Origin of the sequence: Streptomyces sp. NPDC050287 (assembly GCF_044459385.1) — a bacterium.
In the GTDB taxonomy this organism is placed as follows: domain Bacteria; phylum Actinomycetota; class Actinomycetes; order Streptomycetales; family Streptomycetaceae; genus Streptomyces.
Genome location: NZ_JBITIY010000004.1, coordinates 702,486 through 727,782 on the forward strand (window position 1 = coordinate 702,486; position 25,297 = coordinate 727,782).

The following is a 25,297-nucleotide window of genomic DNA, read 5'->3' on the forward strand; positions in this document are numbered from 1 at the left end:
CCGGGCACCCGAGGGTCAGGCCCCGCCGCGCTCCCCCGTCGCGGCGGGGCTTTCTCGTGCCTCGGCGGCGGGCCGGTCGGTCACGTCGAGGAAGATCTGGTCCGTCTCGGCGACGGTGCTCGCGATCGACCGTTTGATCCGTACGGCGACCTCCTCGACCCGTTCGCTGTCCAGACCGGGCATCAGGTCGACACGGGCCGCCACCAGGACCGAGTCCAGGCCCATCTTCATCGTGAACAGCGCCTCCACGCTGTCGATCTCGGGCTGTGCCTCCAGCACCGCCCGGATGCGTCCGCTGGACTCCGGGTCGGCGGCCTCCCCGATCAGCTGGTCACGGGCGTCGCGCCCCAGCCGGTAGGCGACGTAGACGAGCAGCGCGCCGATCGCGAGCGACGCGGACGCCTCCCACACGACGTCCCCGGTGACCATGTGCAGCGCCATGCCGGCCATCGCGAGGGTGACGCCGAGCACCGCGGTGCCGTCCTCGGCGACGATCGTGCGCAGCGCCGGGTCGCGCAGACCCGCACCGCTCCCGCCCTGCCGGCGCACCTGGTAGAGGGCCCGGAGCAGCGAGGTTCCCTCCGCGAGGAAGGCGACACCCAGCACGATCAGGCCGGCCACGTACCCGCTGAACTTCTCCTCGGCGCCGTTGCGCAGGGCCTCGACGCCCTGGAAGAAGGAGAAGCAGCCGCCCATCACGAAAATCCCGACGGCCGCCAGCAGGGACCAGAAGAACCGCTCCTTGCCGTAGCCGAAGGGGTGACGCCGGTCGGCGGGGCGGCGGCTGCGGCGCAGCGCGGCCAGGAGGAAGACCTCGTTGAGGCTGTCAGCCACGGAGTGCGCGGCCTCCGACAGCAGTGCGGGTGAGGCGGCGAGCAGACCACCCGCCGCCTTGGCGACGGCTATCACCAGGTTCGCCACGAGCGCCACGAGCACGGTGACGCGTGTGTTGCGGTCGGCCTTCTGACTTGAGGATGTCCCTGTCACCTCCGCCGACTGCCCCGGTCGGTGGGACTCACACCGTGCCGTCGGCGGAAAACGGGGAACGCGTTCACCAGGGCGGGCGCACCGTGGGATACGGCGGTGGCGCACCGCTGGGTACGGCGGCGAGTACGCCGCAGGGTACGGCCGCGGGCGGGCCCGAGGACACGGCTCGGGTACGCCGCGGCAACGGCTGCGGGCACACCGCAGGGCAGAGCGAGGAGGAGACATGGATGCCGGTGAGGACGGCAACGGCGGATACGGCAGGAAGGCGTTCAAGCGGTCCAAGAGCCACTTCGCGGACCGGATCACCGCCGACGGCAGGGACGGCTGGCCGGTCGAGACGGGCCGCTACCGTCTGGTGGCCAGCCGCGCGTGCCCGTGGGCCAGCCGGGCACTGGTCTCCCGGCGGCTCCTCGGGCTGGAGGACGCCCTCTCCCTCGCGATCACCGATCCGATCCAGGACGACCGCAGCTGGCGCTTCACCCTGGACCCGGACGACCGCGACCCGGTCCTCGGCATCCGCTACCTCAGCGAGGCCTACGACCGGCGGGAGACCGACTACCCGGGCGGGGTGAGCGTGCCGGCGATCGTGGACGTGCCGAGCGGGAAGCTGGTCACCAACGACTACCAGCAGATCACCCTGGACTTCGCCACGGAGTGGACGGCCCTGCACCGGGAAGGGGCGCCGGACCTGTATCCGCGGGCGCTGCGCGACGAGATCGACTCGGTGATGGCGGAGGTCTACGAGGATGTCAACAACGGCGTCTACCGGGCGGGGTTCGCCACCGGCCAGGAGGAGTACGAGGCCGCGTGCGCGGGCGTCTTCCGACGCCTCGACCTGCTGACACCGCGTCTGACCCGGCAGCGCTACCTGGTCGGTGACACGATCACCGAGGCGGACATCCGGCTGTTCACCACACTGGTCCGTTTCGACGCCGTCTACCACGGTCACTTCAAGTGCAACCAGTGGAAACTGGCGGAGAACCCCGTCCTGTGGGCGTACGTCCGCGACCTGTACCAGACGCCGGGCTTCGGTGACACCGTCGACTTCGACCACATCAAGCGGCACTACTACCAGGTGCACACCGGCATCAACCCGACCGCCATCGTGCCCATCGGCCCGGATCTGTCGGGCTGGCTGACACCCCATCACCGGGAGGAACTGGGCGGCCGGCCGTTCGGCGACGGGACACCGCCGGGCCCGGTGCCGGCGGCCGAGGCGGTCCCGGCCCACCACCGACCCACCCGCTGACCAAGGAGACTCACGTGGCAAAGAAGAAGAAGCTGCCCCTCGCCTACAAGCCCCTCGGGTTCGTGCTGGGCTGGACGAGCGGAACGCTGGCGGGACTGGCCTTCCAGAAGACCTGGAAGGCGATCCGGCACGAGGACGACGCACCCGACGCCCTGGACCGTGACCGCGGCTGGGGAGAGATCCTGCTGGCCGCCGCGGTCCAGGGCGCCATCTTCGCCGTGGTCCGCAGCGCGGTGGACCGCGCGGGCGCCACAGCCATCGAACGCTCCACCGGCGTCTGGCCGGCGGACGAGAAGGGCGGCCGCGACTGACCCGGGCCCCTACCGGGTCCGGGCGAGGCCTCCTCGCAGGCCCGGAGGGAGGCCGACTCGTGGCGCGGCCCGGGCGCGTGTGACGGGCTGATACGGGGGACGCATCCCGGACCCGGTCCGGGATGCGTCCCTGGGGCCGGTCAAGGTGCCGCCTCCGGGGCCGGCCTCAGCCCTGTTTGGGTGCCGTCGACGGGGTGAGGCGGAGGGTGAAGGAGTGGCCGGCCGGGTCGGCGAAGCCGCGTTCCTCGTAGGGGCCGGCCGCGTCCTTGGTCTCCAGGGGGCGTCCGCCGAGTCCGATGACCTTGCGTTCCGCCTCGTCCAGGTCCTCCACCACGAAGTCCAGGTGGGCCTGGAGGGCATTCTCGGGACGGGGCCAGCTCGGCGGTGTCGCGTTCACGTCACGGCGGAACGCCAGCCGCAGTCCGTCACCGCCCCTGATCTCCACCCGGTTGGCGCTCTCGTGCGTCTGCTCGGCGTCCAGCAGCTCCTTGTAGAACACCGCGAGCTTCTCCGGCTCGGCACAGTCGAGCACGACGACGCCCGCTTTCACCAAGGCCATGTCTCCTCCGAAGGTTTCGGGGCGCGGGACGTTCGTGCCCCGCAGCCCTGTACCTTGCGGATATCCCGAGCCGCCCGGTTCAGTCGATGACCGGCGACTTCCCGTGCCGTGGCGATCTCCCGGGCCGCATCGGCCTCCCCGGGCCGCATCGGCCTCCCCGGGCCGCATCGGCCTCCCCGGGCCGCATCGGCCACCCGGGGCCGCCGCGGCCACCCGCGCCCCATCGCCGGCCCGGGGCCGCATCGGTCACCCGCCGCATCGGCCACCTGACCGCATCGGACACCCTGGGGCCCGCATCGCCCACCCAGCTGCATCAGTCACGTGCGTCGGCCACCGAGGCACCGCCGCCACCCGAGCCGCTCGGCTCCCGAGCAGCTCGCCTCCCCAGCCGCCCGGCTCCCGCGCCCCGTTGACGACCTCCGCCGTATCGGCCGCAGGTACCCGTGCCCTGTCAATTACGCGGCGAGCGCCGCCAACCGTGCCGCCGCCGCGTCCAGCAGCAGATCCAGGGCCGCCGGATAGGAGCTGCGCCCCATGTCGGCGACGAGATGGCGGGCCGTGGCCGCGATGTGCGGGTGGGTCTCGGCGGGCAGCCGGGCGTACGTCGTGCGCCACACGGAGGTCTCCGCGTCCCGGGCAGGCTTCGGCAGGGCCGCGCCCGCCGAGTCGAGGGCGCTGAAGGCGAGGGCCTGGTCGACGAAGGCGTGGTAGATCCGTACCGCCTCGGCGTCGGGGAACCCGGCGCCGCGCAGCACGCCGAGGATCGCCTCGACGGCCTCGATCTCGTGCGCCCGCCCGGTCACCCGGTAGGCGCTGAGGACGGCCGCCCGGGGATGGGCGAGGGCGCCGGCGTGCATCCGCAGGCCGAGGTCTCTCAGGTCGGCGCGCCAGTCGCCGCGGGGCCGCCAGGTGCACATCGTGCGGCCGATCAGTTCGTCGGCGATGGCCAGCATCAGGTCGTCGGTGTGGCGGAAGTACCTGTAGAGGGAGCTCGGGTCGGCGCCGAGCGCCCGGCCGAGGCGGCGCACCGACAGGGCGTCGGCGCCGTGCTCCTCGATGAGGCGCAGGGCGGTGGCGACGATGAGTTCCTCGGACAGGACGACGCCCTGCTTGGTCGGGCGTCTGCGCCGCCGTTCCACGGCGGGGACGACACGGTCGTTCACGGGGCCTCCAGCCTCTCGTCTCCAGCCTCAGCCTCCACGGGGCGGTTGCGCGTCACCTTATGACAACACCGTTGACCTGTTAAGCCCCCGGACAGTTTCATGTCAGTTCACCGGGGCCGATCGAGCCCCCTGGTGCGAGCGGAGCCCGGCCATGTCCGACCAGCCCTTCGGAATCGACGTCGACCCTCCCTCCAGACCTGCCCCCAAGGGGTCGGCCGCGCCCAGGCAGGGCGGGCCCCCGCCCCGTCCCGCGCTGCGCACCTCCCTCGGCGTCCTGGACGGCGTGGCGATCGCCGCGTCCAGCACGGCCGCGACCACCAGCATCGGCATCGGCCTCGGCGTCACGGCCGGCGTGGTCGGCCTGCACCTCCCGGCGATCATGCTGCTGGCCTTCCTGCCGATCCTGGGGATCGCCGGCGCCTACTCCCGGCTCAACCGCGTCGAGCCGAACGCGGGCAACGGCTATGTGTGGGTGGGCCGTTCGCTCAATCCGTGGCTCGGCTTCATGGTCGGCTGGGTGAACATCGTGGCGACTGTGGCGTTGCTCGCGTACACCACCGCGGTCACCGGCTCCGCGCTGATCCAGCTGGCCGGGGACGCCGGCCTGCACCGGGTGGGCGGTCTGGTACTGGATCCGGGGTCGACCGCGCAGACGACCGCGCTCGGAATCCTGGTGCTGGTCGCGGTCACGCTGACCGCCGTCACGGGCGTGCGGACGGCGGCTCGGCTCCAGAGCGGGCTCCTGGTCTTCGAGTACGTCGTCCTGCTGGGCTTTTGCGGATACGGCATCGTCACCGGCCCGCACGCCTTCAGCCTCAGCTGGTTCGACCCGTTCGCGATTCCCTCGGCGTCGGCGCTCGCGCAGGGCATGCTGCTGTCGGTGTTCTGCTACTGGGGTTTCGAGGCCGCGTTCAGCGTGAACGAGGAGGTGCGCGAACCCCGGGACGCGTCCCGGGCCGGCATCAGCACCCTGGTCACCATGCTGGGGCTGTTCCTGCTCGGCTCGATCGCCTTCCAACGGGTGCTGTCCGAGTCGGAGTTGGCAGGTCACGGCGCTCAGGGCCTGGCCTTCTTCGGTGACCGGCTCGCCTCCCAGCCCCTGGCCGCGCTGCCTCTCGTGGCCCTGATGTTCTCGGCGGTCGCCTCGCTCCAGGCCGGGGTGATCCCGACGGCCCGGGCGATGTTCGCGATGAGCCGGGACCGCAGCCTCGGGCCGGTGTGGTCCAAGGTCAGCCCCCGGTACGGGACTCCGGCGGCCGGGACCGTGCTGATCGGTGCCCTGGCGGCCGCGGTCGCGGGGGTCGCCCTGGTCATCCCGCGCCTGGCGGACATGATCTTGGCGACGGTGAACGCGGTGGGCATCGTGGTCGCCCTGTCGTACGCGCTCGTCGCGCTCGCGGCGGCCGTGCGGTTCCGCTCGCTGCTGCGCGAGGACTGGCGCCAGGGCGTACGGGCGGTGGTGCTGCCCACGCTCAGCGCCATGGTCCTGCTGGGGCTCGGCGGTTACCTCGGCTGGTCCTTCTACACCTCCACCGACCATCTCGAACTCAGCCCGGACAACGGCTGGTTCCTGCTGCTCACTCCCCTGCTGATGATCACGTCCGGCTTCGTGGCCGCCGCGTGGGCTCGATGGGTGCGCAGGTCGCCGTACTTCCGCACCGGCGAGGGCACCGACGCCGACGCCCCGCAACTGCTCGCCACGCCTCACTGACCCCCACCGGGAACACCAGAACGCCAGGAACGCCAGGAACACCCGGAACACCAGGAAAAGGGACATGTACGCGGATCTCCTCTTCACCGGCGGCCCGGTCCTCACCCCCGAGGGCCGCACCGCCACCGCCGTCGCCGTCACGGGCGACCGTGTCAGCGCCGTGGGACGCGACGAGGTGCACGACCTCGCCGGGCCCCGTACCGAAGTCGTGGACCTGGCCGGGCGGCTGCTGCTGCCCGGGTTCCAGGACGCGCACGTGCACCCCGTCCCGGCCGGCCTGGAGCTGACGCAGTGCGATCTGACCGGGGCCCGTACGGCGGACGAGACCGTCGCCGCCGTACGGGCCTACGCCGAGGCGCATCCCGAGCGGGAGTGGATCACCGGCGGCGGCTGGTCCATGGAGGCGTTCGAGGGCGGGACTCCGACGAAGGAGCTGCTGGACGCGGTGGTCCCCGACCGGCCGGTCTACCTGCCCAACCGGGACCATCACGGCGCCTGGGTGAACAGCCGCGCGCTGCGTCTCGCCGGTGTCACCCGTCGGACCGCGGACCCCGCCGACGGGCGCATCGAGCGGGACGGCTCCGGTGAGCCGAGCGGGACCTTGCAGGAAGGCGCGATGCAGTTGGTCGGGCGGCTCACTCCCCCGGTGACGCCCGCGGACCGGCTGACGGCCCTGCTGCATGCCCAGCACCGTCTGCACGCGCTCGGCATCACGGCCTGGCAGGACGCCCTCGTCGGGGACTTCCTCGGCATGGACGATCCCTCCGACGCGTATCTCGCCGCCGCCCGGGACGGCTCGCTCACCGCGCGGGTGGTCGGCGCCCTGTGGTGGGACCGCGAACGCGGACCCGAGCAGATCCCCGAACTCGTCGAGAAGCGGGCGGCGTTCGGGCACGGCCGGTTCCGCGCGGGCAGCGTCAAGCTGATGCTGGACGGGATCGCCGAGACGGGCACGGCCGCGCTGCTGGAGCCGTATCTGGACCGCTGCGGCTGCGCCACCGCCAACCGGGGCACCAGCTTCATCGACGCGGGCCAACTACCCAAGTACGTGACGGAGTTGGACGCGCTCGGCTTCCAGTGCCACTTCCACGCCCTGGGCGACCGGGCCGTACGCGACGCTCTGGACGCCATCGGGGCCGCGCGTGCCGCGAACGGGCCGAGCGACACCCGGCCGCATCTGGCGCACCTGCAGGTCGTGCACCCGGACGACGTGCCGCGGTTCGCGCGCCTCGGGGCCACGGCGAACATCCAGCCGCTGTGGGCCGCGCACGAACCCCAGCTGGACGAGCTGACCATCCCCTTCCTCGGGGCCGAACGGGCCGCCTGGCAGTACCCGTTCGGCGCGCTGCTGCGCTCCGGCGCCACCCTCGCGGCGGGCAGCGACTGGCCGGTCAGCAGCCCCGACCCGCTGCGGGGCATCCATGTCGCGGTCAACCGCGTGGCCCCGGACGCGGGACACGGGCGGGTCTTCCTCCCCGGCGAACGCCTCGGCCTGAGCCAGGCATTGACCGCGTACACGGCGGGTTCCGCGTACGTGAACCACCTCGACGACACCGGGCGGATACGGGTGGGGGCGCTGGCGGATCTCGTGGTCCTGGACCGCGATCCGTTCGAAGGGCCGCCGGAGGCCATCGCCCGGACCCGGGTGGCGCAGACCTACGTCGGCGGCGCACGCGTGTACGCGGCCGACTGAGGGAATCGCGGGTTTCCTGGACAGGTGTCCATGTATGCTGGTCACCTGTCCAGGAAACCTGTGTGAGGAGCGCCCCCGCGTGGAGATCGTCGCGAATGTACTCGTGGGGCTGGTGGCCGCCCTGCACGCCTACATCCTGGTGTTGGAGATGTTCCTGTGGCAGAAGAAGCCGGGCAGAGGACTGCACGGCTTCGGCCCCGAGATGGCCCGGGCGACCGCCCCGATGGCCGCCAACCAGGGGCTGTACAACGGCTTCCTCGCGGCCGGACTGGTCTGGGGCCTGATCGCCGCCGATCCGACCGGGTTCCGCGCACAGGTGTTCTTCCTGTGCTGTGTCGTGGTCGCGGGTGTGTACGGGGCCGTCACCGCCAACCGCCGGATCCTGTTCGCGCAGGCCCTGCCGGGCGCCCTCGCCCTGGGCGCCGTGCTGATCGCGGGGTGAGCCGGTGAGCCGCGGCGGACCCGAGGACCCGCGTGCCGCGCGCACCAGGGAGCGGCTGCGCCGGGCCCTGCTCGACGAGTGCGCCGAGCGGCCCCTGGCGGAGGTCGGCGTGGCCGCGCTGGTGCGCCGCGCCGGAGTCGGGCGGGCCACGTTCTACGTGCACTACGCCGACCTGGAGGCGCTGGCGGTCGACGCCTGCGCGGACGTCGTACGGGAGGCCGTGGAGGCGCTGCACGCCTGGCGCGGACGGCCCGACCCGCTGCACGCGCCGCCCGCGCTGGCGGAGTTCTTCGCCTCGCTCGCCCCGCATGCCTCGCTGTACCGGGCCCTGCTCGCGCCGGGCGGCGGCGGCCCGCTCGGCCGGGTTCTGCACCGGGACCTGCGGGCCTACAGCCTGCGCGAACGCGAACTCGCCGGGGCGGCGGACGCGCCCCTGGTCGCCTCCGCCGTCGCCGCCACCTTCGCCGGAGTGCTGGCCGACTGGCTGCACGGCCTCCTCGAAGCCGACGCCCCCGGCATCGCCGACCAGGTCTGGCAGTTACTGGTCGCCCTGCACACCAGCAGGTGAACGGTGGCTGCCACGTGCCGGTTTCGGCACCGTCGTACGGTGCTCAGCGCGCCGCCGCCTGGAACGTCCGCCGGTAGGCCTGCGGCGAGACACCGATCGCCGCGTGCAGGTGCTGGCGCAGGGAGGCGCCGGTGGCGAAGCCGACCTGTCCGGCGATCTGGTCCACCGACAGGTCGCTGGCCTCCAGCAGATGACGGGCCCGGGCGACGCGCTGCTGGATCAGCCAGCGGCCGGGGCTCATGCCGACCTCGTCGTTGAAGCGGCGGGCGAAGGTGCGCAGGCTCATCCGGGCATGGGCCGCCAGGTCGCCCAGGGTCAGGGGTTCGTGGAGGCGCCCCAGGGCCCAGGCCCGGGTGGCGGCGGTGCCGACGGCCTCGCTCGGCGGGACCGGCTGCTCGATGTACTGGGCCTGGCCGCCGTCCCGGAACGGCGGGACCACACAGCGCCGGGCGACCTTGTTGGCCAGCTCGCTGCCGTGGTCCGCGCGGACGATGTGCAGGCAGACGTCGACGCCGGAGGCGGCTCCGGCCGAGGTGAGGATCCGGCCGTCGTCGACGAAGAGGACGTCCGGGTCGAGATCGACGGTCGGGTACATCCGCCGGAACCTGTCGACCAGTTGCCAGTGCGTGGTGGCCCTGCGGCCGTCGAGGAGGCCGGCGGCGGCGAGGACGAAGGCGCCCGTGCAGATGGACACGATCCGCGCGTCGGGGCGGATCCGTGCCAGCGCGGCGGCGACCTCGGCGGGCAGCTCGGCGGTGATGTGCGAGGGGTCCATGGAGGCGACCACCACGGTGTCGGCGGTGGCGAGGATGTCGGGGCCGTGCTCCACGGCGATCGTGAAGTCGGCATTGGTGCGCACCGGTCGGCCGTCGGCGGTGCAGGTCAGCACCTCGTACCGCCCGTCGGCAGCGCCGAAGATCCGGCTGGGGATCCCCAGCTCGAACGGGTACACCCCGTCCAGGGCCAGCACCACGACCCGCTCGACCCGCCCCTCGGCCGGACCCACGGTCCGGCCCACGGCCCGCTCCACTCCCTGCTCCACATCACGCATGGCACGATCTTATCGAAGGTTGGCAATCATGCCATTTCCCGGGCGGGCGATCCCGGGCAGGCTGGTTCACCATGAGCACTGTGAACACGATGCGAGCCATCAGCCAGGACGTCCTCGGCGGTCCCGAGGTCCTGAAGGAAGTACGGGTGGAGCGCCCCGAGCCGGGCCCCAACCAGGTGCTGGTCCGGGTCCGCGCCGCCGGACTCAACCCCACCGACTGGAAGCACCGGGCGACGGGCGGCTTCCTCGGCCGGCCGCCCTTCGTGCTCGGCTGGGACGTCTCCGGCGTGGTCGAGGCGGTCGGCATCGGGGTGGCCACCTTCAAGCCGGGCGACGAGGTCTTCGGCATGCTGCCGTACCCGTACGGCCACGGATCGCACGCCGAGTACGTCATCGCCCCCGTCCGCGCCCTCACCCACAAGCCGTCCCTGATCGACCACACGCAGGCGGGCGCGCTGCCGCTGGTGTCCCTGACCGCGTGGCAGGCCCTGGTGGAGAACGCGGACCTCCAGCCCGGTCAGCGGGTGCTGATCCACGCGGCGGCCGGCGGGGTCGGGCACGTCGCCGTGCAGATCGCCAAGGCGCGCGGCGCGTACGTGATCGGCACGGCGAGCGCGGGCAAGCACGACTTCCTGCGCGAGATCGGCGTGGACGAGGCGATCGACTACCGGGAAACGGACTTCGCCGAAGCTGTCAAGGACGTCGACGTCGTGCTGGACACGCTCGGCGGCGAGACCTCCGTGCGCTCGTTGCGCGTACTGCGGCCGGGCGGGATCGTCGTCTCGATCCTGCCGATCGGGTCGGACGAGTTGTACGAGGAGGCCGAGCGGCTGGGCGTACGGGCCCTGCGGATGCTCGTGGACGCCGACCGGGCCGGTATGAGGGCGATCGCGGACCTCGTCGAGCAGGGGAAGCTGCGGGCCACCATCGCGGACACCTTCCCGCTGGCCGATGCCGCCGAGGCGCACGCGCTCGGCGACACCGGCCGGACCACGGGGAAGCTGGTCCTCACGGTCGAGTGACCCAAGGGGTCGGAAGGGGCCCGGGTCTGAAGGGCGCCCGGGTCAGAACGTGAGCACCGGCTTGATCGCCTTGCCCGCGCCCATGTCCCGCACCGCCTGGTCGATGTCCGCGAACGGATAGGTGCTGATCAGGCGGTGCAGCGGGAGCCGCCCCTCCTTCACCAGCCGGACCAGGGCGGGGATGAAGGTCTGCGTCTCGGCGTCGCCGAGGGTGAGACCGACGACCTGCTTGCCGCCGAGCATCCCGTTGACGTCCAGGGCGACCTCGGTGCCGAAGGCCGGGGCGCCGACGATGACGAGGGTGCCGCGGGCGGCGAGCGCGTCGACGCCCTGGCGCAGGACGGCGACGTTGCCCGTGGTCTCCACGATGCCGTCCGCGCCCTGGCCGCCGGTGATCTCCGCGAGCGCCTCGCCGAGGTCGGCCTCGCCCGCGTGGACGGTGTGCGTGGCGCCCAACTCCTTGGCCAGCGACAGGCGTTCGCCGACCCGGTCCACGGCGACGATGTTGACGGCCGGGGTCAGGGCGGCGGCCATGACCGCCGACAGGCCGACGGCTCCGGCGCCGAGGACGACGACCGTGCTGCCGGTGACCGGCTTCAGTACGTTCCACACGGCGCCGACACCGGTCTGCACACCGCAGCCCAGCGGGGCGATCGACTCCAGGGGGACCTCGGGGTCCACCTTGACGAGGCTGCGCTCGTCGACCAGCGCCCGCTCCGCGAACGAGGACTGGCCGAAGAAGTGGCCGCCGAGCGGCTCGCCGTCGCGGCTGATGGTGCTGGTGCCGTCGGCGCGGCGGCCGCCGATGAGGTTCAGCGGCAGCCAGCCGGCGCAGTAGGCAGGGTGGCCGCCCCGGCAGTTGCGGCAGTCGCCGCACGAGGTGAAGGACAGCACGACATGGTCGCCGGGGGCGACGCCGGTGACGGCGGACCCGACGGCCTCGACGACGCCCGCGCCCTCATGCCCGAGGACTCCGGGCAGCGGGAAGGGCAGTCCGCCGCCCGCCACGCCGAGGTCGGTGTGGCACAGGCCGGTGGCGACCATACGGACGACCGCCTCGCGCGGGCCGGGTTCGTCGAGCTCGACATCGCTGAGGGTGAAGGGAGCTCCGCCGGACTCGACGACGGCGGCGCGGGTGGTGAGGGACATCGCAGGTACTCCTTGGAGGGCGCGCTCAGCCGAGCGAGACGACGACGGACTTGACCTTGGTGTAGGCGGCGAACGCCTCGGGCCCGTACTCGCGGCCGAAGCCGGAGTCCTTGACCCCGCCGAAGGGCACCGCGGGGTCGAGCATCGCCCAGTCGTTGATCCAGACGATGCCGGCCTGGAGCCGCTCGGCGACCCGGTGGGCGCGGGCGAGGTTGGTGGTCTGCACGCCCGAGGCCAGGCCGTACGGCGTCGAGTTGGCGAGGGCGACGGCCTCGTCCTCGGAGTCGAAGGGCTGCACGGTGAGGACCGGGCCGAAGATCTCCTCCTGGACGACCCGGGAGTCGTTCGGCAGGTCGGCGATGACGGTGGGCTGGTAGTAGTAGCCGCCGTCCAGGTCGAGACGTTCACCGCCGCAGACGACGCGGCCGCCCTCCTTGCGGGCCAGGGCGACGTACTCCTCGACCTTCTTCAGGTGCTTCTCCCCCGCCATCGGACCGACGACCGTCTCGGGCTGCCGGGGGTCGCCGACCGGGACGCCGGGCACGGCGTCGGCGAGGATGCCGAGCAGGGTGCTGTACACCGAGCGGGCCACCAGCAGCCGGGGGCCGCCCATGCAGAACTGGCCGGTGTTGAAGACGAAGCCCTTGATGACCGCGCCGACCGCCTTCTCCAGGTCGGCGTCCTCGAAGACCACGTGGGCCGCGTTGCCGCCGAGCTCCATGGTGACGGGCTTGAGGGACTCGCCGGCGACGCTCGCGGCGTGCCGGCCGACGGCGGTGGAGCCGGTGAAGGCGATCTTGTCGACGCCGCTGTGCCGCAGCAGTGCCTCCCCGGCCACCGGACCGGAGCCGGTGACGACGTTGACCACGCCGTCCGGGACCCCCGCCTGCTGGAAGAGGCGGGCCATGTAGAGGGCGCTGAGCGGGGTCTCGTCGGCGGGCTTGTGTACGACCGTGTTGCCGGCCGCCAGCGCCGGGGCGATCTTGGACCCGGCCAGGATCAGCGGGAAGTTGAAGGGCGTGATCGCGGCGACCACGCCGAGCGGCTCGCGCCTGGTGTAGGCGAGCGCGTTCATGGGGGTGTCGCGGTTCGAGCCGTGCAGGGAGTGGGCGAGGGCGGCGAAGTGCTCGTAGTCGTTGGCCGCGTTCGTGATGTCGACGGCGTGGCACAGCGAGATGGGCTTGCCGACGTCCAGGCTCTCCAGCTGGGCGAGTTCGTCGGCGTTCTCGCGGATCAGCTCGGCGATCCGGTGCAGGATCCGGCCCCGCTCGCGGCCGCTCAGCCCGGACCAGGCGCCCCCGTCGAAGGCCTCACGGGCGGCCCGTACCGCCGCGTCCACGTCGGCGGCGCCCGCCTCCGCGACGGTGGTGACGACCGCGCCCCGGGACGGGTCGACCACCTCGGTGCGCGCGCCGTCGGCGGCCTCGCGCCACTGTCCTGCGATGAACAGCCGGCCGGGTTCGATCTCGAAGGTGGTCATCACCACTCCTCAGCTTCATTGCCAAGATTTCAATCAACAGGATTCCTGTTGGTTCGCAGTCTCTTTACAGACAGGTTTCCTGTCAATGCTCTAGTGTGAACTCATGCTCGACACCCAGGTGACCAAGGCGCCCCCGTCGCTTCTCTACATGGTGAAACAAGTGGAGCTCGTCGTGCGATCCCACCTGGACGAGCTGGTCAGGCCGTCCGGGATCACCGCGCTGCAGTACACGGCGCTCACCGTCCTGGAACGGCACGACGGACTGTCGGCCGCCCAGCTGGCCCGGGACTCGTTCGTCACCGCCCAGTCGATCGCCGACGTGGTGCGGTCACTGGAGAACCGGGGGCTGGTGCGCCGCGAACGCAATGCCCGCAACCGGCGCGAGCTGCTGATCCTGCTGACCGACGCGGGCCGCGCGCTGCTCGCCCGCTACGAGGGGCTCGTACGGGAGCTGGAGGAGCGGATGGTGCGAGACCTCACACCGCACCAGACGCAGCAGTTCCGCCAGGCGCTTTCCAAGTCCTGGCACGCCCTGTCGTAAGGCGGCCGTTGCAATTCGAAGACATATGTCAATCGAACATGCTCAAATGCACTCCATCGAGGGTAACTTGCAGTGCGGGGAACGGATTTGCGTGCACGCCCCGTCGCTGAGGAACCGGTTGGAGGCGATGTCGTCGTGGAGCAGGACCCCGCACCGCCCGCCCGGCATGTGCGCGTCCACCAGGACCGGGGGCACACGGTGCTGGAGTTCCACGGGGAGATCGACATCGCCGCGGCCATGGAGATCATCCCGTACCTGGACCGGGTGACCGGGCGGCCCGAGGCCCGGCTGGTGATCGACCTCAGCGGCGTGGAGTTCTTCGACTGCTCCGGACTGCGCCTGCTCTACCGCGCCCGCAGCCGGATGCTCGACAACGGCGGACGCCTGCTCCTGGTCTGCACGCACCCCCTCACCCTGCGCGTGCTGCGGGTGACCGGGCTGTCCCGGCTGCTGCCGCCGATGCCGACGCTGGACGCGGCGCTGGAGCAGCCCGAGGCCGCGTCCGGCTCGGTGTGACCCCGGTCGACCGGGCCGGGGGGCTCGCCGTGGCGGCCCCGGCTATTCCGTGCGCGGTGCGTCGAACAGGGAGCTGACCGACTCGCCGTTGTGGATACGGCGTACCGCCTCCGCGAGCGCCGGGGCGACGGTGAGGATGCGCAGCTTGTCGGTGCGCTCCTGCTCCGGGACCGGCACCGTGTTGGTGCACACGATCTCCAGGACGTCCGGCTGCTCCCCGATCCGCTTCAGCGCCCCGTCCGCGAACAGGCCGTGCGTACAGGCGACCCGGATCGAGCGCGGCCCCAACTCCCGCAGCCGCTCGAGGAGTTCCAGGACCGTGCTGCCCTTGGCGATCTCGTCGTCCAGCACGATCACGTCCCGGCCGGCGACCTCGCCGATGACGGCGTTGATGCTGACCCGGTCGTCCGCGAACCGCTGCTTGGCGCCCGCGGCAACCTGGGCGCCGATCATCCGGGCGAACGCGGCGGCCTCCTTGGCGTTGCCGAGGTCCGGCGAGACGACGGTGGTCCGGGTGAGGTCGTACTGCCGGAAGTGCGCGGCGAGCTCACGCAGCGCGTGCAGGTGATCGACCGGGACCGAGAAGAAGCCGTGGACCTGGGGCGAGTGCAGCGTCATGGCCAGCACCCGGCTGGCGCCCGCTGCCACCATCAGGTCGGCGACCAGCCGTCCGCCCAGCGAGATACGGGGCTGGTCCTTCTTGTCGGAGCGGGCGTAGGAGTAGTGCGGCATGACCACGCTGATCCGCCCGGCCGAGGCCCCCCGGGCCGCGTCGCACATCAGCAGCAGCTCCACCAGGTGCTCCTGGACCGGCCTGACCAGCGGCTGGATCAGGAAGACATCGCGCTCCCGGCAGTTGGCCTGGAGCTGTACCTCCAGGCAGTCGTTGGCGAACCGGCTGACCCGGGTGGGGCTGAGCGGCACACCGAGATGCGCGCAGACCTCCTGGGCGAGCTCAGGGTGGGCACTCCCGCTGAACACGGCGATGTCTCGCACGCTCTGCTCCTCGCATGATCATTTCGACTGCCCGGCTCATGCTACGGGCCTCGCGAACACCGGTCGCGGACCGTCCACGCGGGCGAGCCCTCGCCGCGCACGCCACCGACGGCTCCTTCCACCCCGTGCACGGCGGATCGGCCCGGCCAGGGCGTCGCCGGGCCGGTCGAGAGCATGGCCCGGCTGATCCCGCCGGCGCCCACCGCCCCGGTCCCGCGCGGCGCCCACCGCCCGGTCCCGCGGCCGCAGCCGCGGCCACGCGGCAACCGGCCTCCTGGAAGCCGCGTTCGCGGGGTTCCTCGGGCGGGACGACGGCGTGGCTGATCGCCGAGGAGCTTCCTGCCCGGCGGGTGGGTGAGATCGAGGTACGGCTGCCCAGGCCACCCCAGGGGGAAGGAGCGTCGTGGTCACGGCTCTCGGAGGACCGTGACCTCAGGCGTACGCCCCGGGCGAGACGCGGGGGGCGGACGCCGCGCGGACACCACCGCTCACCAGAACACCGGCAGCCGGCGCGGACTGCGCGTCATCTGTCCCTCCCGCCACTCGATGGTGTCGAGGGTGAACCCGGCGCGCAGTCCGGGGAACCGGGCGGCCAGCCGGTGCAGGGCGAGGCCGAGTTCCAGGCGGGCGAGCCAGGCGCCGAGACAGTGGTGGGGGCCCGCGCCGAAGACCACGGTGGGCGAGGCCAGGGGTGCGAACAGGTCGGGCGGGCCGGGCGGGAAGACGTCCGGGTCGCGGTTGGCGGAGTTGGTCTGGACGGCGACCACGCTGCCCGCCGGGATGGTCACCCCACCGATCTCGACGTCCTCGGTGGCCCGGCGGATCAGTCCGGGCAGCAGCCTGCCCTCACTGAGCGGAACCGTCCGCAGCAGCTGCTCGACCGCCCTCGCCGCCGCCTCCTCGTCCGCGCCGAGGGCCGGCCAGGCGTCGCGTCCGTCGGTGAGGAGGCGGACGACGATGTTGCCGAGGGCGGTCATGGTGGTCTCGTGACCGGCCACGACCAGCCCCAGGACGAGCATCACCAGCTGCCGTTCGTCGACGCCGAGCTCGTCGCCCGCCGCCACCAGGCCGCTCACCAGGTCGTCGCCCGGATCCTTGCGGCGCTCGGCGACGAGATCGGCGGCGAACACACCGAACTCCCGCATGGCCAGGCCGACCTCCTCGGCGGTGTGCGCGCCGCCGGACAGGGCGTGGTCGGCCCAGAAGCGGATGCGTTCCCAGTCCGCGTGGCCGAGACCCATCAGCCGGGAGATCACCGACACCGGCAGGGGACGCGTGAACCCCTCGATGATGTCCGCCGGTTGAGGCCGCCGGGCGAACTCGTCGAGGAGGGTGTCCACCACCGAGGCCACCCAGGGCCGCCAGCGGGCGATCGCCCGGGGGGTGAACGCCCGCTGGACCGTGCCGCGCAGCCGCTGGTGCGGCGGCCCGTCCTGGTTGAGGAGGCCGTCGGGGGCGTCCAGCAGGTTCGGTACGACGAGCAGCGGCGGGGCGTCCTCGGCGTGCAGGGACTTCCGGTCGAACCGGGGGTCCATGAGCACCTGCCGCACCTCGGCGTACCGGGTCACCAGCCAGACGGGGGTGCCGGTGGCCAGGGTGCCGGGACGGGGCGGGCCGGGCTCGGGGAAGGTCATGCGGTGCATGGGGCGAAGGGGCCGGGAGGTGCTGTCTGCGCTCATCCGGGTCTCCAGACGCGCCGGTAGGGAGGGTTTTCCCACGCTAGTGCGCCCCCGTGCCCCCGTCAGCGGTGTCAATCGGCCAACAAAGCGGTCTGCCAAGCCCTTTGGGGGGAATTCGAACAGAAGGAAGGAGGGCCGTCGCCATGACGACTCCCATCAGGCGCGTGTCCAGACGCATGCCCGGCTGGGCGAAGGCGGTGAGTGCCGTGGTCCTGGTGCTCGTCGTGTTCTTCGCGGGGATCCGGCTGAGTGTGCTGCCGGGCCTCAAGGACCTGTTCGGTACCCAGACCCACGACCGTTCCGGTCCCGCACTGCTCCAGTCCATCCAGGACATCAGCCGTTACGACGCCGCCTCCGGCAATTTCCAGGTCGTCGTCGACCTGGAGAAGGACACCAAGTTCCTGCCCGACGCGATCCGCGGCTCCCGCACCCTGTACGTCGGGGCGGGCTCCGTCGACGCCTACGTCGACCTCGGCAAGGTCGGCGAGAACGACGTGACGGTCAATGACGCCCGTACGTCTGCGACCCTGCGGCTGCCGCACGCCCAGCTCGGCAAGGCGGCCCTCGACGCCGACCGCTCCTACGCGGTCTCCAAGCAGCGGGGTCTCCTCGACCGCCTCGGCGACCTCTTCTCGGACAACCCCAACAGCGAACAGGCCGTGCAGAAGCTCGCCGTGCGGCACATCACCGAGGCCGCGAAGGAGAGCGAGCTGACCAGGCGGGCCGAGACCAACACCACCACCATGTTGAGGGGCCTGCTGGGTTCCCTCGGTTTCAAGGAGGTGCAGGTCAGCTACGGCAGCTGATCAGGAGCCGAGGATCCCCGGCAGGGCGAGGACGCCGAGCAGGGTGGCGCCGGCGAGTACCCAGGCCACGTAGTCGCCGACATGGCCGGACTGCAGGCGGCGGAGCGGCCGGCCCCACCCGGGAGCGGCGAGCAGCCCCGGCCGGCTGACGGCCAGGGCGGCGAGGGCCGCGGCCAGCACGGTCGAGGCCACGCCCAGCAGGACGCCCACCGGGGTCCAGTGCACGGAGGCGACCAGGACTCCGCCGGACCCGGCTTCGTTCACGGCGTGCGCGGCCACGTCGGCGAAGCCGGGGGCCAGTCCGAGGGTGAGCGCTCCGGCGAGCAGCACCGCGGGGACCGCCGTCATGGTGTCGGGGATCCGGCCGAGCCGGCGGGGTGTCTCGGGCCGTTCACCGGAGCCCTTCGTCTCGTATGTGTCCCCGTCCTCGGGCCTGGGACCCAGACCGAGGAACACCCGTGCGGCGACCCGCAGGACCGCGCCGGCGGTGGCGGCGGAGGCCAGGACGTAGAGCACGGTGAGCGGTCCGCCGACGGCCTCCTCCGTGACGGACTTGCCGAGCGCCGTGCCGAAGGGCGGCAGTCCGGCCAGGCCCAGCGCCCCGGCTGCGAACAGCACCGCGACACCGCGCAGTTCACGGGCCTTCCCGTGCAGGGCGTGTTCGTCGACGCTGCCGTACCGGTCGAGGAGGATGCCGGCGCAGGCGAACAGGGAGGCCTTCACGAAGGCGTGGCCCAGGAGGTAGACGGCGATCCCGTCGTCCGCCTCGGGCTTGAGGATGCCGATGCCGATGAGGAAGAGCCCCATGTGGGCGACGGTCGAGTAGGCCAGCAGCCGCTTGATGTGCCGCTGGTACCAGCACATGACCGCGCCGACCACCGCCGTGAGCGCGCCGAGCACCACCAGCGCCCGCTCGAAGTCCGCCGCCGGGACCCCGCCGGGTCCGGAGAACACCGTTCCGTACACCCGCCACACCCCGTAGGCGCCGAGTTCGACCATCACGCCGGACAGCAGCATGCACACGGGTGTCGGCGCCACGGCGTGCGCGTCCGGCAGCCAGAAGTGGAACGGTACGGCGGCCGCCTTGACCAGCAGCCCGGTCAGGACGAGGACGAAGGCGGCGAGGACCAGCGCGTCGGGCCGGCCGTGCGCGTCGAGGCCCCGCCCGATCTGGGTCATCGCCAGTTCCCCGGTGCGGGCGTACAGCAGGGCGATGCCCATCAGCATCGCGTACGCGCCGAGCGAGTTGACGACCCCGAAGGTCAGCGCCCCCTGCACGGCCCGGGCCTCCTCGACCCGGTGGCCGGTGAGGGCGTACGCGACGACGCTCATCAGCTCGAACCACACGAACGCGTTGAACAGGTCGCCCGCGATCGCGAAGCCGCACATGCCCGTCTGGAAGAGCAGCAGCAGCGCGGGGAACGAACCGGCGTGGCCGCGCGGCGGTTCGTCGAAGTAGTGCCACGAGTACGCGAGCGCGGCCAGCGTCAGCAGACAGGCGAGGGCGGCCATGCCGAGGCCGGGGCCGTCGCCGGTCAGGACGATGCCGACGCTGCGGCCGTTCACGGGCGTCCAGCCGCCGGCCCACTCCAGCACGGGCGGCGTGGAGTCCAGGAGCAGGACCAGCGCGAGGGCCGCGGTGCCCGCGGCGACCAGGCAGCCCACGGACTCGGCGACGAGGCGGGACACGAACCGGCCGCCCGCCACCAGCAGGGCGGCACCGAGCAGTGGAACGGCGACCAGGAGCGGCAGCAGGTCGTTCATCAGCCGCGCAGCTCGGAGAGTTCGTCGGGGTCGAGGGTGCCGTGCCGCTTGGCGACCTGCACCACGAGGGCGAGCAGCAGGGCGGTGACGGTGGCGCCGACCACCACGTCGGTGAGCGCCAGCGCCTGCACGACCGGATCGACGACCGGCCGGGAGCCCGGCCGGATGTCGGAGAAGACGGGTGCGGTGGCATCGTCGCGATAGCCGACGGCCAGCAGCAGGACGTAGGTGGCGGCCTGGCAGACGGACAGGCAGCCGACGGCGTGGATGAGGTTGCGGCTGGTGGCGAGGCCGTAGCAGCCGATCAGGAAGACCCAGACGGCGACCAGGTACGGCAGGACGTGCGTCACGGCGGTCACTGGGGGCTCACTTCCCGCGCTCCTTGTCGGTCGGGGTCTCGACGCCGGTGGGATCCTCGATCTCGACGGCCTGGTCGAGGAACCGGGCGAGCAGCACGACGACCGCGCACGCGACCTCCATGCCGATGGCGGCGTTCAGCAGCGGCACGGTGCCGCCGGAGGAGAGCGTGTTGAAGGTGCCGTACGGCAGCAGGGTGTTGGCGAGGAACGCGGTGCCGCCGATCAGGCCGGCGAGGCCGGTGACGAGGTAGGCCGAGGCGGCGATCGCGTCGCCGGCCTCGTACAGGCCGATCGGGCGGACGCGTTCCAGGGCGCGGTAGTCGGCGCCCAGGTAGAGCAGGTGGAGGGCGGTCGCGGCGACCACGCCGCCCTGGAAGCCGCCGCCGGGGCTGAGCTGCCCGTGCGCGATCACGTAGAGGCCGGTGAGCAGGGCGACGGGCAGGACGAGCAGGGCGTAGCGGCGTACGGGGCGGGCGACCGGCTCGGGCGCGGGGCGGGCGCGGTGTTCGTCGCGGGTCTGCCGGAGCAGGACGACGCAGCCCAGGACGGCCGCGAAGAGGATGGTCATCTCGCCGAGGGTGTCGAAGGCGCGCTGGTCGAAGTTGACGGAGGCGACGGTGTTCGCGGTGTGCCGGGTGAGGGCGGCGCGCACGGCCCGGTCGCCGTAGGGGTGCCGGTCACCGCCGAAGCGCGGCAGGTCCAGGCAGGCGGCGACGAGCAGGGCGGCCAATCCCGCGCCGCCCGCGGCCACCAGCCACAGCCGGATCCGCCGGTTCACCGTCCGGGTCCGTCCTTGCGCGCGCGCCGCCGGACCTTGCGGACCGTGAGCAGCAGCAACAGCGGGGTGATCGCGGAGCCGACGGCCAGTTGCGACAGTCCGACGTCGGGTGCCTGGAGCACGGTGAACAGGACCGCGAGGACGACCCCGAGGACGGCCAGCACGAGGGCCTGCCGGACGGGATCGCGGACCAGGACCGCGGTGGTCGCGGCCACGGCGACCAGCAGCAGCGCGACGACGATCACCGCGTCAGCCACGACGCACCCCCCGGAACCCGCCGGACAGCGCACGCGAGGCGATGACGTTCCCGCCGATCAGCAGCGCCCCGACGGCCAGCAGCTTGACAAGTGCGCGGCTCGGCCCGGTGGCCACGCACAGCGCCAGCACCACCGCCGCCCCGACGCCTGCCGCCACGTAGGTCACTCCCCAGGCGCGCGGTGGGTCTTCGGCGAGTTCGTCGCCGAGCAGCCGGGCGAAGACGAGGGTGCCGACCGGGCCCAGCAGCGCGAGGACCAGGGCGAGATCGACGTAGGACGGGCGGTCGTAGCCCTGCGCGAGCAGGAGCAGGGCGGGGCAGGCAAGGGCGGTGGACAGGTTCTGCGCCACCACCCGCCGCCGCAGCGGTCCGGTGGCCACGCCCCACAGGGTGGCGCCCAGGCCGCCGGCGAGTGTCAGAGCCGCCGCGAGTTCCCAGCCGTTCACCGCCCGGTCACCGCCCGCCGCGCTGCCCGGGCCGCCAGCGCTCCGACGGCGGCGGCACCCGCGCCGACGGCGAGTTCCAGCGGGTCCACGGTGCTGATGAAGACCAGCCACAGCACCGCGAGCGCGGCCCACCAGGCGAGGAGTTCGGCCACGACGGGGAGCGTCGTACGCGGGCCGAGGAGGAGTGTCGTACGCAGGTGGTCGAGGAACGTCGTACGCGGGTTCACGCGGCGTGCCTCCTTCGGCCCTGCTCGCTCGCCGGTGCGGCGAAATGTCCGGCATGACACTTCCGCGCCATCCAAACACCGCTCCCGGCCCGAGGTGCGGCGGCGCGCGCTTGTCCCTGCCCGGGGTGCCCCGACCGCAGGAAGGGAAACCGCGGGCGGCGGACACCGGCGTCCGGGCAGATGACATCCTCGGGCGGTTCGCGGGTAACCGCCCTACGACACGGGGAAGTTCACGACTGGAGGACGGCATGGCCTGGGCAGCCTCACGTGCGCGAACAGCGTTGCGCACCCGCACCGCCAAGACCGAGCGCCCCCCGCAGCAGCCGAGCCGGGAACGGCGTCCGCTCCCCTGGCCCCTGCGGCTGCTGGCGATGCTGTGCGCGTTCGTGTTCATGGTGGCGTTCGCCGTCGCCCTGGCGCGACTGACGCTGGAGCCCTCCCCCGCGTCGGTGGATCTGACGCACACCAACCTGCATCCGGGCCGATCCCTGCGGGCCTATCTGGACCAGCCCGAGCTGCGGGACGCCGTCAAGCAGATCGGTGGCAACCTGCTGCTGGGCATCCCGTTCGGCGTTCTCGTGCCGGTGCTGGCCCCCCGTACGCGCGGGATCCTGCGCATCCTGCTGCTGACCGCGGTCGTGATGCTCATGGTGGAGTTCGCGCAGGGCGCGCTGATCACCGGACGCGCCTTCGACATCGACGACGTCATCCTCAACACCGCGGGCGCGCTGATCGGTTACGTCCTGCTGGGGCGGCGGCTGAGCCGGGCGGTGCACGCGCGAAAGCCGAAGCGGAAGCAGAAGGTGTGAGCGGCTGGACATCGGTGAACTATTGGTCTGCACCAAGCCATTGACGGCGAGTTAACTCACTTCTTAAATCAAGAGGCGACGCACACTTCCCCCCACCTCAGTCGGCGCACCCGGCCGCCGTACGGAAGGGAGAGCCGTGGCCCGTCCACGCCTGCTCCGCAGTTGCCTCCTCGCCGCCCTGTCCGCCGTGCTGGTCGCGTCCGCCGCGACCGGCACCGCGCAGGCGGATCCGCCGGCCCTGGCCGCGGCCGCGGTGACGTTCTCCGACACCTTCGACGGGCCGGCCGGAGCCGCCGTCGACTCCTCGAAGTGGCAGACCGAGACCGGCGACAACGTCAACAACCACGAGCGGCAGTACTACACGTCCGGCACCAGGAACGCGGCGCTGGACGGCCAGGGCCACCTGGTGATCACGGCCCGCAAGGAGAACCCGGCCGACTACCAGTGCTGGTACGGGAGATGCCAGTACACCTCGGCCCGGCTCAACACCTCCGGGAAGTTCACCGCGCGGTACGGGCACGTCGAGGCGCGGATGAAGATCCCGCGCGGGCAGGGCATGTGGCCCGCGTTCTGGATGCTGGGCACGCCGGTCAACTGGCCGGACTCGGGGGAGATCGACGTCATGGAGAACGTCGGCTTCGAACCCTCCACCGTGCACGGGACCATCCACGGCCCCGGTTACTCCGGCTCCGGCGGCATCGGCGCCGCGTACTCGCTTCCGAACGGCCAGGCCTTCGCGGACGCCTTCCACACCTTCGCGGTCGACTGGGCGCCGGACTCGATCACCTGGTCCGTGGACGGAAACGTCTACCAGCGGCGCACACCGGCCGACCTGGGCGGCCGGACCTGGGTGTTCGACAAGCCGTTCTTCCTGATCATGAACCTGGCGGTGGGCGGCTACTGGCCCGGCGACCCGGACGGCTCCACCGTCTTCCCGCAGCAGCTGGTGGTGGACCACGTCTCGGTGACGACCGGCGACACGGCCACCGGCGCGGCGATCAGAGGACTGGCCGGAAAATGCGTGGACGTGGACGGGGCGAACTCCGCCAACGGCACCCCCGTCCAGCTCTACGACTGCAACGGCACCGCCGCCCAGCAGTGGACCGTGGGCGGCGACGGCACCATCCGCGCGCTGGGCAAGTGTCTGGACGCGGCCTCGGGCGGCACGGCCGACGGCACGCCGGTGCAGCTGTGGGACTGCGACGGAAGCGGCGCCCAGCGATGGACGGTCAGCGCGGCGCGGGACATCGTCAACCCGCCGGCCGACAAGTGCCTCGACGCCACCGGCAACAGCTCGGCCAACGGCACCCGGCTGCAGATCTGGACCTGCACGGGCGGGGCCAACCAGAAGTGGACGGTCGGCTGACCCGGCCGGTCAGTGCCGGTGCCAGGTGAACTTGTCCCCGCCCACCCAGCGGACCACCTCCGGGTCGTCCAGGTCGTGGATGTGGATACCGAACGCCGCGGCGGCCTCCAGGACGTCGGTGACGGCCCTCGCCTCGCCGACGACCTCGCCGTCGATCTCGACGATGCGGAACGGCGGTGTGCCCGGCTGTACACCGAGCACCAGGATCCGCGGATGGGCGATGTGCGGGCTCGCGCTTTCGGTCATGGAAAAAGCGTAGAACGCGAAGCGCCGGAGCGAGAGGCGTGCGTCACCCGCCCAGCAGATCGAGGACCGCCGCCTCGACCGCGCCCTGGGTGGCCGGACGCCCGAAGTGGCCGTGTTCGCCCAGCCGGGTGAGCGCGGGAGCGATGGTCTGTCCCTCCTCGAACAGTTCGAAGACCTTCGGGTCGATGTAGGAGGCGCGGCACACCGCGGGGGTGTTGCCGAGGTAGTGGCTGACCTCGCGCACGGCCCGGCTGGTCTGCCGGCGCCGGGCTGCCGGGGTGGCTCGGGAGTCCTCGGCGGTGACGGCGAGCGCGACGGCGGCCAGGACCGTGGCATGCCAGGTCCGGAAGTCCTTCGCGGTGATGTCGGTGCCGGACAACCGGCGCAGTGCCTCGTTCAGGTCCCCGCCGTGCAGGTCGTGCCAGGCACCCCGCTCCCAGTACACGAGCAGCCGGTCCCCGCCGCGCGGGCGCCGCAGCAGCCGTCGTACGACGGCCAGTGCCTGTTCGTCGGCGAGGGCGCGGACCATCTCGGTGCCGCCCTTGGCCGGATAGCTGAAGGTGATCTCGCCGCGGCCGCAGGTGACGTGCTCGCGGAGCATGGTCGTCAGGCCGTAGGTCTCGCTCACCCGGGTGTGCCGATCGCTGCCGATCCGGAAGAAGCCGAGATCCAGCAGGCGCACCGCGCAGGCGGTGACCCGGGCCCGGCTCAGGCCGCGGCCGGCGAGGTCGACGGCGACCCGGGCCCGCAGCTCGGGCAGGGATCGGGCGACCTCGCGCACGTGCTCGTGCTTGGCCTGCTCCTGCTGGGCCCGGAACTGTTCGTGGTACAGGTACTGGCGGCGCCCGGCGTCGTCGGTGCCGACGGCCTGGAGGTGGCCGTTGGGCCAGGGGCAGATCCACACGTCACGCCAGGCGGGCGGGATGGTCAGGGAACGGATCCGTGCGAGGTGGTCCGGGTCGGTGAGGGACCGGCCGTCCGTGTCCCGGTACTGGAAGCCGCGGCCCCGGCGGACGCGGGTGAAGCCGGGGCGGTCGCAGGAAGTGGTGCGCAGTCTCACGGGCGTCGGTCCTGGGGTGGGTGCGCTGCCGCTGCCGTCGGGTTCAAGATCCCCGCTCCCGCC

At 72.4% G+C, this 25,297-nt stretch carries 28 protein-coding genes; 12 read left to right on the plus strand and 16 right to left on the minus strand.

Going from position 1 to position 25,297, the window contains the following annotated elements:
- Nucleotides 1-15: 15 nt before the first annotated feature.
- Nucleotides 16-987 (minus strand): cation diffusion facilitator family transporter, encoded by a 972-nt coding sequence (locus ACIBK3_RS18115; protein WP_399366651.1) that lies wholly within the window; start codon nt 985-987, stop codon nt 16-18.
- 223 nt (nt 988-1,210) lie between these two features.
- On the opposite strand from ACIBK3_RS18115, the gene ACIBK3_RS18120 reads away from it, so the two are divergent.
- Nucleotides 1,211-2,236: a glutathione S-transferase family protein gene (locus tag ACIBK3_RS18120; RefSeq protein WP_399366653.1), complete on the plus strand. Its 1,026-nt coding sequence runs from the start codon at nt 1,211-1,213 to the stop codon at nt 2,234-2,236.
- A 14-nt stretch (nt 2,237-2,250) separates the two neighbouring features.
- Nucleotides 2,251-2,547: a DUF4235 domain-containing protein gene (locus ACIBK3_RS18125; protein WP_030675005.1), complete on the plus strand. Its 297-nt coding sequence runs from the start codon at nt 2,251-2,253 to the stop codon at nt 2,545-2,547.
- A gap of 166 nt (nt 2,548-2,713) precedes the next feature.
- Here ACIBK3_RS18125 and ACIBK3_RS18130 read toward each other — a convergent pair whose 3' ends face one another.
- Both ACIBK3_RS18130 and ACIBK3_RS18135 read right to left on the minus strand, forming a co-directional pair.
- Nucleotides 2,714-3,106, minus strand: a complete 393-nt coding sequence (locus tag ACIBK3_RS18130; protein ID WP_399366655.1) for a VOC family protein — start codon at nt 3,104-3,106, stop codon at nt 2,714-2,716.
- A 455-nt stretch (nt 3,107-3,561) separates the two neighbouring features.
- Nucleotides 3,562-4,269 (minus strand): TetR/AcrR family transcriptional regulator, encoded by a 708-nt coding sequence (locus tag ACIBK3_RS18135; RefSeq protein WP_399366657.1) that lies wholly within the window; start codon nt 4,267-4,269, stop codon nt 3,562-3,564.
- A gap of 151 nt (nt 4,270-4,420) precedes the next feature.
- Here ACIBK3_RS18135 and ACIBK3_RS18140 point away from each other — a divergent pair, with 151 nt between their 5' ends.
- The 4 genes from ACIBK3_RS18140 to ACIBK3_RS18155 all read left to right on the plus strand — a co-directional run bounded on the left by ACIBK3_RS18140 (nt 4,421) and on the right by ACIBK3_RS18155 (nt 8,683).
- Nucleotides 4,421-5,980 (plus strand): APC family permease, encoded by a 1,560-nt coding sequence (locus ACIBK3_RS18140; protein ID WP_399366659.1) that lies wholly within the window; start codon nt 4,421-4,423, stop codon nt 5,978-5,980.
- A 64-nt stretch (nt 5,981-6,044) separates the two neighbouring features.
- On the plus strand, nt 6,045-7,673 hold the full coding sequence (locus tag ACIBK3_RS18145) for an amidohydrolase (protein WP_399366661.1): 1,629 nt from the start codon (nt 6,045-6,047) through the stop codon (nt 7,671-7,673).
- 79 nt (nt 7,674-7,752) lie between these two features.
- A complete protein-coding gene (locus tag ACIBK3_RS18150; RefSeq protein WP_399366663.1) occupies nt 7,753-8,115 on the plus strand; it encodes a DUF1304 domain-containing protein in 363 nt (120 codons plus the stop codon).
- 4 nt (nt 8,116-8,119) lie between these two features.
- Nucleotides 8,120-8,683, plus strand: coding sequence for a TetR/AcrR family transcriptional regulator (locus ACIBK3_RS18155; protein WP_399366665.1), 564 nt, complete (start codon nt 8,120-8,122; stop codon nt 8,681-8,683).
- A 43-nt stretch (nt 8,684-8,726) separates the two neighbouring features.
- Here ACIBK3_RS18155 and ACIBK3_RS18160 read toward each other — a convergent pair whose 3' ends face one another.
- On the minus strand, nt 8,727-9,734 hold the full coding sequence (locus ACIBK3_RS18160; RefSeq protein WP_399366667.1) for a GlxA family transcriptional regulator: 1,008 nt from the start codon (nt 9,732-9,734) through the stop codon (nt 8,727-8,729).
- Between the two features lie 71 nt (nt 9,735-9,805).
- Between ACIBK3_RS18160 and ACIBK3_RS18165 the strand changes: the two genes are divergently transcribed.
- Nucleotides 9,806-10,756 carry an NADP-dependent oxidoreductase gene (locus ACIBK3_RS18165; RefSeq protein ID WP_399366669.1) on the plus strand — a complete coding sequence of 317 codons (951 nt, stop codon included), beginning with the start codon at nt 9,806-9,808 and terminating at the stop codon, nt 10,754-10,756.
- A gap of 42 nt (nt 10,757-10,798) precedes the next feature.
- Here the strand turns inward: ACIBK3_RS18165 and ACIBK3_RS18170 are convergent, their stop codons facing one another.
- A complete protein-coding gene (locus ACIBK3_RS18170) occupies nt 10,799-11,905 on the minus strand; it encodes an NAD(P)-dependent alcohol dehydrogenase (RefSeq protein ID WP_399366671.1) in 1,107 nt (368 codons plus the stop codon).
- A 25-nt stretch (nt 11,906-11,930) separates the two neighbouring features.
- Nucleotides 11,931-13,385, minus strand: a complete 1,455-nt coding sequence (locus ACIBK3_RS18175; protein WP_399366673.1) for an aldehyde dehydrogenase family protein — start codon at nt 13,383-13,385, stop codon at nt 11,931-11,933.
- 103 nt (nt 13,386-13,488) lie between these two features.
- Between ACIBK3_RS18175 and ACIBK3_RS18180 the strand changes: the two genes are divergently transcribed.
- Together ACIBK3_RS18180 and ACIBK3_RS18185 are read left to right on the plus strand one after the other, a co-directional pair.
- Nucleotides 13,489-13,926: a MarR family winged helix-turn-helix transcriptional regulator gene (locus ACIBK3_RS18180; RefSeq protein ID WP_399366675.1), complete on the plus strand. Its 438-nt coding sequence runs from the start codon at nt 13,489-13,491 to the stop codon at nt 13,924-13,926.
- A gap of 135 nt (nt 13,927-14,061) precedes the next feature.
- Complete coding sequence (locus tag ACIBK3_RS18185; protein ID WP_399366677.1) at nt 14,062-14,442, plus strand: anti-sigma factor antagonist; 381 nt, start codon at nt 14,062-14,064, stop codon at nt 14,440-14,442.
- 42 nt (nt 14,443-14,484) lie between these two features.
- Here the strand turns inward: ACIBK3_RS18185 and ACIBK3_RS18190 are convergent, their stop codons facing one another.
- The gene (locus tag ACIBK3_RS18190; RefSeq protein ID WP_399366679.1) at nt 14,485-15,438 is read right to left on the minus strand and encodes a ribose-phosphate diphosphokinase; all 954 of its coding nucleotides are present in this window, start codon (nt 15,436-15,438) and stop codon (nt 14,485-14,487) included.
- Nucleotides 15,439-15,926: 488 nt separating this feature from the next.
- Nucleotides 15,927-17,117 (minus strand): cytochrome P450, encoded by a 1,191-nt coding sequence (locus ACIBK3_RS18195; protein WP_399366681.1) that lies wholly within the window; start codon nt 17,115-17,117, stop codon nt 15,927-15,929.
- A 143-nt stretch (nt 17,118-17,260) separates the two neighbouring features.
- Here ACIBK3_RS18195 and ACIBK3_RS18200 point away from each other — a divergent pair, with 143 nt between their 5' ends.
- The gene (locus ACIBK3_RS18200) at nt 17,261-17,923 is read left to right on the plus strand and encodes a DUF4230 domain-containing protein (RefSeq protein WP_399366683.1); all 663 of its coding nucleotides are present in this window, start codon (nt 17,261-17,263) and stop codon (nt 17,921-17,923) included.
- Here the strand turns inward: ACIBK3_RS18200 and ACIBK3_RS18205 are convergent, their stop codons facing one another.
- The 6 genes from ACIBK3_RS18205 to ACIBK3_RS18230 are packed head-to-tail and all read right to left on the minus strand — an operon-like array spanning nt 17,924 to nt 21,723.
- Nucleotides 17,924-19,687 carry a complex I subunit 5 family protein gene (locus ACIBK3_RS18205; RefSeq protein ID WP_399366685.1) on the minus strand — a complete coding sequence of 588 codons (1,764 nt, stop codon included), beginning with the start codon at nt 19,685-19,687 and terminating at the stop codon, nt 17,924-17,926.
- Complete coding sequence (locus ACIBK3_RS18210) at nt 19,687-20,037, minus strand: cation:proton antiporter subunit C (RefSeq protein ID WP_030931374.1); 351 nt, start codon at nt 20,035-20,037, stop codon at nt 19,687-19,689. The genes ACIBK3_RS18205 and ACIBK3_RS18210 overlap by 1 nt, the downstream gene beginning before the upstream one ends.
- Nucleotides 20,038-20,053: 16 nt before the next feature.
- Nucleotides 20,054-20,824, minus strand: a complete 771-nt coding sequence (gene mbhE / locus ACIBK3_RS18215) for a hydrogen gas-evolving membrane-bound hydrogenase subunit E (protein ID WP_399366687.1) — start codon at nt 20,822-20,824, stop codon at nt 20,054-20,056.
- A complete protein-coding gene (locus tag ACIBK3_RS18220; RefSeq protein ID WP_399366689.1) occupies nt 20,821-21,081 on the minus strand; it encodes a hydrogenase subunit MbhD domain-containing protein in 261 nt (86 codons plus the stop codon). Before ACIBK3_RS18220 ends, mbhE begins: the two co-directional genes overlap by 4 nt.
- A complete protein-coding gene (locus tag ACIBK3_RS18225) occupies nt 21,074-21,526 on the minus strand; it encodes a monovalent cation/H+ antiporter complex subunit F (RefSeq protein ID WP_399366691.1) in 453 nt (150 codons plus the stop codon). Before ACIBK3_RS18225 ends, ACIBK3_RS18220 begins: the two co-directional genes overlap by 8 nt.
- Nucleotides 21,523-21,723: a hypothetical protein gene (locus ACIBK3_RS18230; protein WP_399366863.1), complete on the minus strand. Its 201-nt coding sequence runs from the start codon at nt 21,721-21,723 to the stop codon at nt 21,523-21,525. The genes ACIBK3_RS18225 and ACIBK3_RS18230 overlap by 4 nt, the downstream gene beginning before the upstream one ends.
- Before the next feature lie 278 nt (nt 21,724-22,001).
- Between ACIBK3_RS18230 and ACIBK3_RS18235 the strand changes: the two genes are divergently transcribed.
- Nucleotides 22,002-22,562: a VanZ family protein gene (locus ACIBK3_RS18235; protein WP_399366693.1), complete on the plus strand. Its 561-nt coding sequence runs from the start codon at nt 22,002-22,004 to the stop codon at nt 22,560-22,562.
- A gap of 136 nt (nt 22,563-22,698) precedes the next feature.
- Nucleotides 22,699-23,928: a ricin-type beta-trefoil lectin domain protein gene (locus ACIBK3_RS18240; protein WP_399366695.1), complete on the plus strand. Its 1,230-nt coding sequence runs from the start codon at nt 22,699-22,701 to the stop codon at nt 23,926-23,928.
- A 9-nt stretch (nt 23,929-23,937) separates the two neighbouring features.
- On the opposite strand, the gene ACIBK3_RS18245 is transcribed toward ACIBK3_RS18240, so the two are convergent.
- Together ACIBK3_RS18245 and ACIBK3_RS18250 are read right to left on the minus strand one after the other, a co-directional pair.
- Nucleotides 23,938-24,174, minus strand: a complete 237-nt coding sequence (locus tag ACIBK3_RS18245; protein ID WP_399366697.1) for a hypothetical protein — start codon at nt 24,172-24,174, stop codon at nt 23,938-23,940.
- Between the two features lie 43 nt (nt 24,175-24,217).
- Nucleotides 24,218-25,234: a DNA topoisomerase IB gene (locus ACIBK3_RS18250; protein WP_399366699.1), complete on the minus strand. Its 1,017-nt coding sequence runs from the start codon at nt 25,232-25,234 to the stop codon at nt 24,218-24,220.
- Nucleotides 25,235-25,297: the final 63 nt, after the last annotated feature.

Bases quoted from the DNA above. Each gene is read 5' to 3' on its own strand.
- ACIBK3_RS18245 (WP_399366697.1), bottom strand. From the start codon at position 24,174: ATGACCGAAAGCGCGAGCCCGCACATCGCCCATCCGCGGATCCTGGTG.
- ACIBK3_RS18140 (WP_399366659.1), top strand. From the start codon at position 4,421: ATGTCCGACCAGCCCTTCGGAATCGACGTCGACCCTCCCTCCAGACCT.
- ACIBK3_RS18120 (WP_399366653.1), top strand. From the start codon at position 1,211: ATGGATGCCGGTGAGGACGGCAACGGCGGATACGGCAGGAAGGCGTTC.
- ACIBK3_RS18180 (WP_399366675.1), top strand. From the start codon at position 13,489: ATGCTCGACACCCAGGTGACCAAGGCGCCCCCGTCGCTTCTCTACATG.
- ACIBK3_RS18200 (WP_399366683.1), top strand. From the start codon at position 17,261: ATGACGACTCCCATCAGGCGCGTGTCCAGACGCATGCCCGGCTGGGCG.
- ACIBK3_RS18175 (WP_399366673.1), bottom strand. From the start codon at position 13,385: ATGACCACCTTCGAGATCGAACCCGGCCGGCTGTTCATCGCAGGACAG.
- ACIBK3_RS18195 (WP_399366681.1), bottom strand. From the start codon at position 17,117: ATGAGCGCAGACAGCACCTCCCGGCCCCTTCGCCCCATGCACCGCATG.
- ACIBK3_RS18235 (WP_399366693.1), top strand. From the start codon at position 22,002: ATGGCCTGGGCAGCCTCACGTGCGCGAACAGCGTTGCGCACCCGCACC.
- ACIBK3_RS18160 (WP_399366667.1), bottom strand. From the start codon at position 9,734: ATGCGTGATGTGGAGCAGGGAGTGGAGCGGGCCGTGGGCCGGACCGTG.
- ACIBK3_RS18130 (WP_399366655.1), bottom strand. From the start codon at position 3,106: ATGGCCTTGGTGAAAGCGGGCGTCGTCGTGCTCGACTGTGCCGAGCCG.
- ACIBK3_RS18205 (WP_399366685.1), bottom strand. From the start codon at position 19,687: ATGAACGACCTGCTGCCGCTCCTGGTCGCCGTTCCACTGCTCGGTGCC.
- ACIBK3_RS18165 (WP_399366669.1), top strand. From the start codon at position 9,806: ATGAGCACTGTGAACACGATGCGAGCCATCAGCCAGGACGTCCTCGGC.
- ACIBK3_RS18145 (WP_399366661.1), top strand. From the start codon at position 6,045: ATGTACGCGGATCTCCTCTTCACCGGCGGCCCGGTCCTCACCCCCGAG.
- ACIBK3_RS18170 (WP_399366671.1), bottom strand. From the start codon at position 11,905: ATGTCCCTCACCACCCGCGCCGCCGTCGTCGAGTCCGGCGGAGCTCCC.